Source organism: Paraburkholderia sp. RL17-347-BIC-D (assembly GCF_046027915.1).
In the GTDB taxonomy this organism is placed as follows: domain Bacteria; phylum Pseudomonadota; class Gammaproteobacteria; order Burkholderiales; family Burkholderiaceae; genus Paraburkholderia.
In genome coordinates this window covers 21,735-28,270 of record NZ_JARESS010000075.1, presented here as the reverse complement: position 1 = coordinate 28,270, position 6,536 = coordinate 21,735, and the positions used below count along the sequence as shown (strand labels likewise).

Genomic DNA, 6,536 nt, shown 5'->3' with positions numbered 1-6,536 from the left:
CGCGATCTGGCGGTTGCGCCACTGCTCCAGCGCCTTGGGCGCCGTCGTATAGTGGCCGTGAATATCGATGATCATCTTTACTCCAACAGTTGATTCGTTTATCCGGCGATGCCACGCAAAGCACCGCCAGATGGTTTTCTCAGTGCGCCACGGTCGGCTGCACAGCCGGGTCGCCGGTCCTCGCCCGTTGAGCGACCATGATGGCGAGCGCAGCCAATGTCGCGGGTACGGCCAGCATCGCGAGAATCGCTCCGAACTGCCAACCGAGTCCGAGCAGCGCGCCGCCGATGGCGGAGCCGAAGATGCTGCCGAAGCGCCCCATGCCAAGCATCCAGCTCACGCCAGTGGCACGCGCAACTGTCGGGTAACGGCCCGGCGCGAACGCATTCAACCCCGTCTGCGCGCCGCTCATGCAGAAGCCCGCCGCGAATACCAGCAAGGCCAGCGACGACGACAGTGCGCCGATCCATGCGAGTGCGAGAACGCACAGCGCGCCGCCGAGGTAAGCCGCGCTGATCACCCGTGCAGGCCGCACCTTGTCCATCACCCATCCCACAAGAATGGCGCCGATCGTTCCGCCGATCTGGAACATCGCCGTGACGTTAGCGGCCGAGGTGACCGTCAAGCCTGCGTCTTTCGTGAGCGTCGGCAGCCAGCCCGTCAGCAGATAGATGACGAGTAGACCCATGAAATAGGTCACCCAAAGCGCCGCCGTCATGAAGCCATAGCCTTGCGAGAAGAGCACGCCGATCGGCTTGCGCGTGGGCAACGGCGGTTCGTTGGAAACGAACACCTCGCCGCCGGTAAAGCGCGCACCGCATACCCGGCCGAGAACAGCGCCGATACGCGCCGGCGATGCGCCACGCACCGCGAGCAGGCGGGCGGATTCCGGCAGCAGCCACACTTGCAACGGAATCAGCGCCAACGGCAGAGCACCACCGAAAATCAGAACCGAACGCCAGCCGTGGACGGGAATCAGCCAGCCCGCCGCAAAGCCGATCAATGCCGAGCCGAGATTAAAGCCGGTGAACATGATCGTGATCATCAGCGAGCGCTTGCGCTGAGGCGCGTACTCGGACAGAAGCGTCGTCGTGTTCGGCATCGCGGCGCCGAGGCCGATACCGGTCAGCAACCGCAGCGCCGCCATTTCCATGGGCGAGTGAGTGAAAGCCGTCGCGATGGTGAAAATGCCGAAGAGGAAAACCGAGGTAATCAGAACCCACTTACGTCCGATACGATCCGAAGCCGGGCCCGCCGCCAACGCACCGATGACGAGTCCCAGCGGCGCCGCGCTCATCACGAGGCCAAATGCTGGGCGTGAAATCCCCCAGTCGTGGATGATCGAGGGCGCCACAAAGCCCATGATCGCCACGTCCATGCCGTCGGCCGTCACGATGAGAAAGCACAGCGCCACCAGTAACCACTGGTAGGGCGAGATGGCTCGCTGGTCGATAAACGCCTTAATGTCAATCGCTTTTCCGTTTGTCATCGATTTACTCCTGTCTCCTTGCTTTGGCTAATGACGTAATTGCTCGTGTTGTTTGCCGTCATGCCATGCTTCTTTTGAGTCCGACACTCCGCCTGGTGGCGAAAGCATCGGCGCGGTACTTTCACCCTTCAGCTCTTGCCTTTTTCTGCGTTGTCCCAATCGAGTTTTCCAGCGGTTTTTCCCGCCACCGAGTACAGTGCGCCGGGCGCATTGCGGGTGCGCTGGAAAGCCTCCAGCGTTTCGCCGCGCATGGCGGCGTAGATGTGCAGATTCGACACGCCCGTTACAGCACCGAGCTTTTCGAGCATGAAGAAGATCACGCCGTAGTGCAGCAACGCGCGCCAGTCACGGCGGCGAATCAGGTCGCGCTCTTCTTCACTCAACCCGGCCGCTTCGAAGCTCGCTTCCGGATCGTTCAGAAACGCTTCGCGATGAGCGGGCTCGACCATCCGGTGAAGGTAATCGTTGATCCGGTAGGCGCGCACAGCGACTTCGATCGAGAACGGATAGGTGCCCTCGAGTTTCTCGACATCGGCAAGTTGAACCGCCATCCGCTGGCGGTGACGTTCGACGACGGAAGGCTTCGTCTCACCCTCTTCGCCTTCGTAGATCGCAGTCGCGATGCCTGCCATCGACGGCAGGTAGTAGCTGCGATGCTTGCAAACGACGCTGGACGACAGGGCGCCTCGCATCGTCAGCCACATGATCACTTCCGCGCCTTCGAATCCGCCCAGTTCCGCGTATTCGGCAATCGTCATCTCGGCCAGTTGCTCGGGATCGTTTTCGAAGAGATCGAGAAAGCGCTGGTCCCATTCGGGATTGTTGAAACCCGCACGCTCTCCATGCACTTGATGCGACAGGCCACCCGTTGCGACGATCGCGACTTTGAGATCTTCGGGGTAGCTCTCGATTGCACGTCGCAACGCTTGTCCAAGCTTGTAAAAGCGTCGAGCGCTCGGCACCGGCAGTTGCAGCACGCCCATCTGCAGCGGCACGAGCTTCACCGGCCATTCGGGCTTGTGCGGGCAAAGCATCGATAGCGGCGAAAAGCAGCCGTGATCGAGCGCCTTGTTCTGAAAGAACGACATGTCGAACTCGTCGGTCATAAGCGAAGTGCCGATGTGCGCGGCCAACTCAGGATGACCTTTGATCGGCGGCAGATCGCGTGCGCCGCCCCCTTCGTCGGCGACGTTCCACTCGGGTCCCACGCCTAGCGTGAACGCGGAATAGTGGTCGAAGAAGAACGAAGTGACATGGTCGTTGTAGATGACCAGCAACACGTCAGGGCGCTTGTCGGCGAGCCAGTCGGCCAACGGCGCGAAGTTTTCGAAGATGGGTGCCCACACGGGATCGTCACGCTTGTTCTTATCGAAAGCAAAACCGATGGTTGGTGTGTGCGAGGCGGCGATGCCTCCGATGATCCGTGCCATACCTGTACTCCTTCAAAAACTCATTTGGACCGCCGACGCAACGAATTCAGGCAGCGGGTGCAGAAGCGCAGCGCAAGCACTGAGCCTAAGGTGCTTCTTGCTGGCCGATAGAAGGTGCGGGCGTCTCGGGATACAAAGGTATGAATTGCAGGGACTTACAGAAAGTAAGGGTAAACCATGAGTTAACGGCTTGAAAGTGCCGTCGCACTTCCTATCCCTTGATCTGACGATATCGGCAAGCCGCGCCCCGTAAAGCGTTTTCGGGATCCCATGACCGCACTGCTCCGCGAACAGGTTTGCACAGCATTTCAGATCGCGATAAACAAAACAGATGGGGCTAAATTGAAATCGCAAACTGCCGAACGCATGGCGCCAGCGCGAAGAGATCGCAGAGGCGGTAGTAAATGGGGAACAGGCGCGTGGATGACTTGATAAAAAGACATGTCCAGCGCGATGGGATGGGTGAACCACACCGATGGAGTAAGCTTGCCGTCGATTTGCGATATTGGACCGCGCGGCGCACCCGGGTTTTTCCTGGTCTTAACCTGTGTCGATACCGGCGTCGTCGGATCGTCGTTGCAGTATGTCTAACTTCTCTAATGAAAGGAGAACACACCATGGCTACCGGAACCATCCATCTGCACCGCGTCTTGCGCGCTACACCAGAACGCATCTATCGTGCCTTCCTCGAACCGGATGCGATAGTGAGGTGGCTTCCTCCGTACGGGTTCACCTGTCAGGTACACCACATGGATGCCAAAGTCGGCGGCACCCACAAGATGTCCTTCCGTAACTTCGGCACCGGCAACAGCCACTCGTTCGGCGGCGAGTATCTCGAACTGGTGCCGTTCGAGAAAATCCGCTACTCGGACCGATTCGACGACCCGAACCTGCCGGGCGAGATGCAGGCCACCATTTCATTGCGGCAGGTATCGTGCGGAACCGAACTCACCATTTTGCAGGAGGGCGTGCCCGAGGTCATTCCTGTGGAGATGTGCTACCTCGGTTGGCAGGAGTCGCTTGTTCAGTTGGCGAAGCTGGTCGAGCCCGAGATTCCCGACTGACGATGCGTGCAGACCGTCATTCGAGTTCGATCGGCTGTCCATGCCGCGTGCGGCGCGCTGCCGCATCCCACGCGCCACGGCGACGCAGAAGCGAGTCGTCGGTCACGAGTCCCTTGATCGTGCTGATGCGCTCCAGCGCTGTCAGCCAATGCGAGTAGTACGTGTCGCCGTGGTCTGCGTCGCCGGCGGCCTGTGCGTCGCGGATTGCCTCGTTCAAGCACGTTGCCCACTCGGCCCAGGTGAACATGCCGCGCTCGTGCAACGCCAGGGTCATGGCAAACGCCTGGGCTTCCCACGGCGCGTTGAAAACCGGCCCTGCGTCGTCGCAAGGCAGTGCTGGCAACGCGGCTCGCAGTTCAGGTAGTTTCGTTAGAGCATCAGTCATGGTGCCGGCGGCGGCTCGAGATACGGTTCCCAGCAATCGACGCATACCGACGCCGCAGTCGTATCACTCCCCCAAAGCTCCGCACTGTCGAAGCGCACGGTATAGAGCCATTGCGGTTGCTCGCCCAGGCCGATCGCGTTGGTATCGGGAAAGACATGCGTGCCGTGCACGGCAACAATGCGCCCGCGTTTGCCCCGACAATAACGCGGCAAACGAGTATGCGACGAAGGATTGATTTGACGAGCCTGCACCCAATCGCCAACGGCAAACTTTGCTTCAACGGCCGCGGGTCGCTCGACGGGACTGCCTCGTAGCAGCGTCGCGGATACGTCGCTGGCCATCAACACGCGTGGAACCGGCGCCGCTTGATTCATCGACTTGCCTGACTCGATTTCGTCGGCCGTAGCCAGACCGGTGCTCAGGATGAGTTTTTTCAAACCCTCGAACCAGATCTGGTAGTAGCTGCTGGAAAGGTATTGCGCCGGCGGCAAACTCTCCCGCGCAGCACGCGACATATCGATGTTCCACTTACCGATTGCGCCCATGGCAATCGTGGTCGCGAGCACCCTGCGCTCCCAGTCGGCGTGAAAGGGCGGGACTTCGTTATCGGGACATATCGGACCGAAAGCCTGCATACCACCGAGATCCTGCGCGCCGTTCATGGTGTCCCCCGTGTCGACTCAGGAGCCTTCGGCAATCCGGTGCCGATCATCGAATCACGTGTTACCAGTTCAGCTAGCGCCTCTTCGGAGAAATCGCCGGTGCCGGGCGGCTGCATGGGCAACACGAGGTATCGAACCTCCGCAGTCGAATCCCACACGCGAAACTCGACTGCCGCGGGTAACTCGAAGCCGAACTCCTTCAATACGCCACGAGGATCGATGACGGCACGCGACCGATAAGGCGCCGATTTGTACCATACCGGTGGAAGTCCGAGCACAGGCCACGGGTAGCACGAGCACAATGTGCAGACCACCATATTGTGTACGGCGGGCGTGTTTTCCAGCACGATCATGTGCTCGCCCTGTCGGCCCGTGTAGCCGAGCGACGCGATCGCTGCAGTGGCGTCGTCGAGTAGCCACTGTTTGTACGCCGGATCACGCCAAGCCTTTGCGATCACGCGGGCGCCATTGCGCGGCCCGACTTTTTGCTCATAGGTTTCGATGAGGATGTCCAACGCGTGCGGATCGACATACCCTTTCTCGACCAGCAGGGATTCCAGAGCACGGACACGCAGATCCATCTCCGACAAAGCACTACCGTGGTGGTCGTGAGTGTCGGTGTGCGGGTGCGCGTGGTGATCGCCATCGGGATCGTTACCGTTCATCGCCATTCACCGCGAACAAGGCTGGAGAGAACAAGTATGGTTCGTGCTGGGCGCAAATGCAATCTTGGGCGAGTGTGATGCTTTGGGCGTAGGTCGCCCTCAGATTGATGCTTCCTGCGGCAGCGATTGAGGGTTCAGTAATGCGTAAGCGCAATAAGCCCTGTCTAAACATCAGCGTCGCGTTGGCGCACATAGTGACGGCGGGCTTTTGCACGGTTCCCGCAGTCGCCCATCGAACACCAACGCCGGTTCTGCGCACGACTTTCATCCACGAAAAGCCATCCGCAGCCCCGGTCGTCCTGACACTGCTTCACCTTATGCGAATGGGGACCGGTTAGCAGCGCCAAAGCGGATATGACCACAGGCATGAGCAGAACACACACGCCATTCGCGTGCCCGTCGGCGTTCCACAGATAGCGCCCTCGCTGGACAGATAGCTGCATGCCAGGCGTGCCTGCATTGAGCAACTGAGACAGAAGCGAAAGGTCGGTCTTCGCCGGGGCTTTGTCTGACGCCGCGCTCTGAAGCGCCCGGTAAATCGTCTCGCGCAATGATAAAGCGGTCTGATACCCGTTTTCAGCGAGGACAGGATCGCCCTTCCATTCAAGCGACAACGCGCGCAAAAAACCCGCATCGAACAGCCGGGCCTCGGCAAACCACCGAAGCAGAGCCTCAGCGGATGGCAAACGCTCTTCCTGCTCGTCAGCCCGGCGCCACGCAACCGTGTTCACGAACCGAATGGCCAACTCCTCGTCGACATGCGACGCCCTGCGCGGCCGAGCTTCTTCATTCTGGACGGTCATGCTAAATGCCTCTTGTAAATCCGCTTCGAAAGTATAAC

The 6,536-nt window shown here is 60.0% G+C and carries 7 protein-coding genes; 1 reads left to right on the top strand and 6 read right to left on the bottom strand.

The window, feature by feature from the left end; translation table 11 throughout:
* Positions 1 to 139: 139 nt before the first annotated feature.
* Together P0D96_RS43695 and P0D96_RS43690 are read right to left on the bottom strand one after the other, a co-directional pair.
* Positions 140 to 1,489, bottom strand: a complete 1,350-nt coding sequence (locus tag P0D96_RS43695) for an MFS transporter (protein ID WP_408320217.1) — start codon at positions 1,487 to 1,489, stop codon at positions 140 to 142.
* Positions 1,490 to 1,617: 128 nt separating this feature from the next.
* Complete coding sequence (locus P0D96_RS43690; RefSeq protein ID WP_408320215.1) at positions 1,618 to 2,919, bottom strand: gallate dioxygenase; 1,302 nt, start codon at positions 2,917 to 2,919, stop codon at positions 1,618 to 1,620.
* 617 nt (positions 2,920 to 3,536) lie between these two features.
* Between P0D96_RS43690 and P0D96_RS43685 the strand changes: the two genes are divergently transcribed.
* The gene (locus P0D96_RS43685) at positions 3,537 to 3,983 is read left to right on the top strand and encodes an SRPBCC family protein (protein WP_408177340.1); all 447 of its coding nucleotides are present in this window, start codon (positions 3,537 to 3,539) and stop codon (positions 3,981 to 3,983) included.
* Between the two features lie 16 nt (positions 3,984 to 3,999).
* On the opposite strand, the gene P0D96_RS43680 is transcribed toward P0D96_RS43685, so the two are convergent.
* The 4 genes from P0D96_RS43680 to P0D96_RS43665 form a co-directional block, all read right to left on the bottom strand.
* Complete coding sequence (locus tag P0D96_RS43680; protein ID WP_408177341.1) at positions 4,000 to 4,368, bottom strand: nitrile hydratase accessory protein; 369 nt, start codon at positions 4,366 to 4,368, stop codon at positions 4,000 to 4,002.
* Positions 4,365 to 5,030, bottom strand: coding sequence for a nitrile hydratase subunit beta (gene nthB, locus P0D96_RS43675; RefSeq protein WP_408286348.1), 666 nt, complete (start codon positions 5,028 to 5,030; stop codon positions 4,365 to 4,367). The genes P0D96_RS43680 and nthB overlap by 4 nt, the downstream gene beginning before the upstream one ends.
* On the bottom strand, positions 5,027 to 5,701 hold the full coding sequence (gene nthA / locus P0D96_RS43670) for a nitrile hydratase subunit alpha (RefSeq protein WP_408320212.1): 675 nt from the start codon (positions 5,699 to 5,701) through the stop codon (positions 5,027 to 5,029). The genes nthB and nthA overlap by 4 nt, the downstream gene beginning before the upstream one ends.
* A 158-nt stretch (positions 5,702 to 5,859) precedes the next feature.
* The gene (locus tag P0D96_RS43665) at positions 5,860 to 6,498 is read right to left on the bottom strand and encodes a CGNR zinc finger domain-containing protein (RefSeq protein ID WP_408320210.1); all 639 of its coding nucleotides are present in this window, start codon (positions 6,496 to 6,498) and stop codon (positions 5,860 to 5,862) included.
* Positions 6,499 to 6,536 lie beyond the last annotated feature (38 nt).

Excerpts from the sequence above, each read along its gene's own strand:
- P0D96_RS43695 (WP_408320217.1), bottom strand. The coding sequence starts at position 1,489 with ATGACAAACGGAAAAGCGATTGACATTAAGGCGTTTATCGACCAGCGA.
- nthA (WP_408320212.1), bottom strand. The coding sequence starts at position 5,701 with ATGGCGATGAACGGTAACGATCCCGATGGCGATCACCACGCGCACCCG.
- nthB (WP_408286348.1), bottom strand. The coding sequence starts at position 5,030 with ATGAACGGCGCGCAGGATCTCGGTGGTATGCAGGCTTTCGGTCCGATA.
- P0D96_RS43680 (WP_408177341.1), bottom strand. The coding sequence starts at position 4,368 with ATGACTGATGCTCTAACGAAACTACCTGAACTGCGAGCCGCGTTGCCA.
- P0D96_RS43690 (WP_408320215.1), bottom strand. The coding sequence starts at position 2,919 with ATGGCACGGATCATCGGAGGCATCGCCGCCTCGCACACACCAACCATC.
- P0D96_RS43665 (WP_408320210.1), bottom strand. The coding sequence starts at position 6,498 with ATGACCGTCCAGAATGAAGAAGCTCGGCCGCGCAGGGCGTCGCATGTC.
- P0D96_RS43685 (WP_408177340.1), top strand. The coding sequence starts at position 3,537 with ATGGCTACCGGAACCATCCATCTGCACCGCGTCTTGCGCGCTACACCA.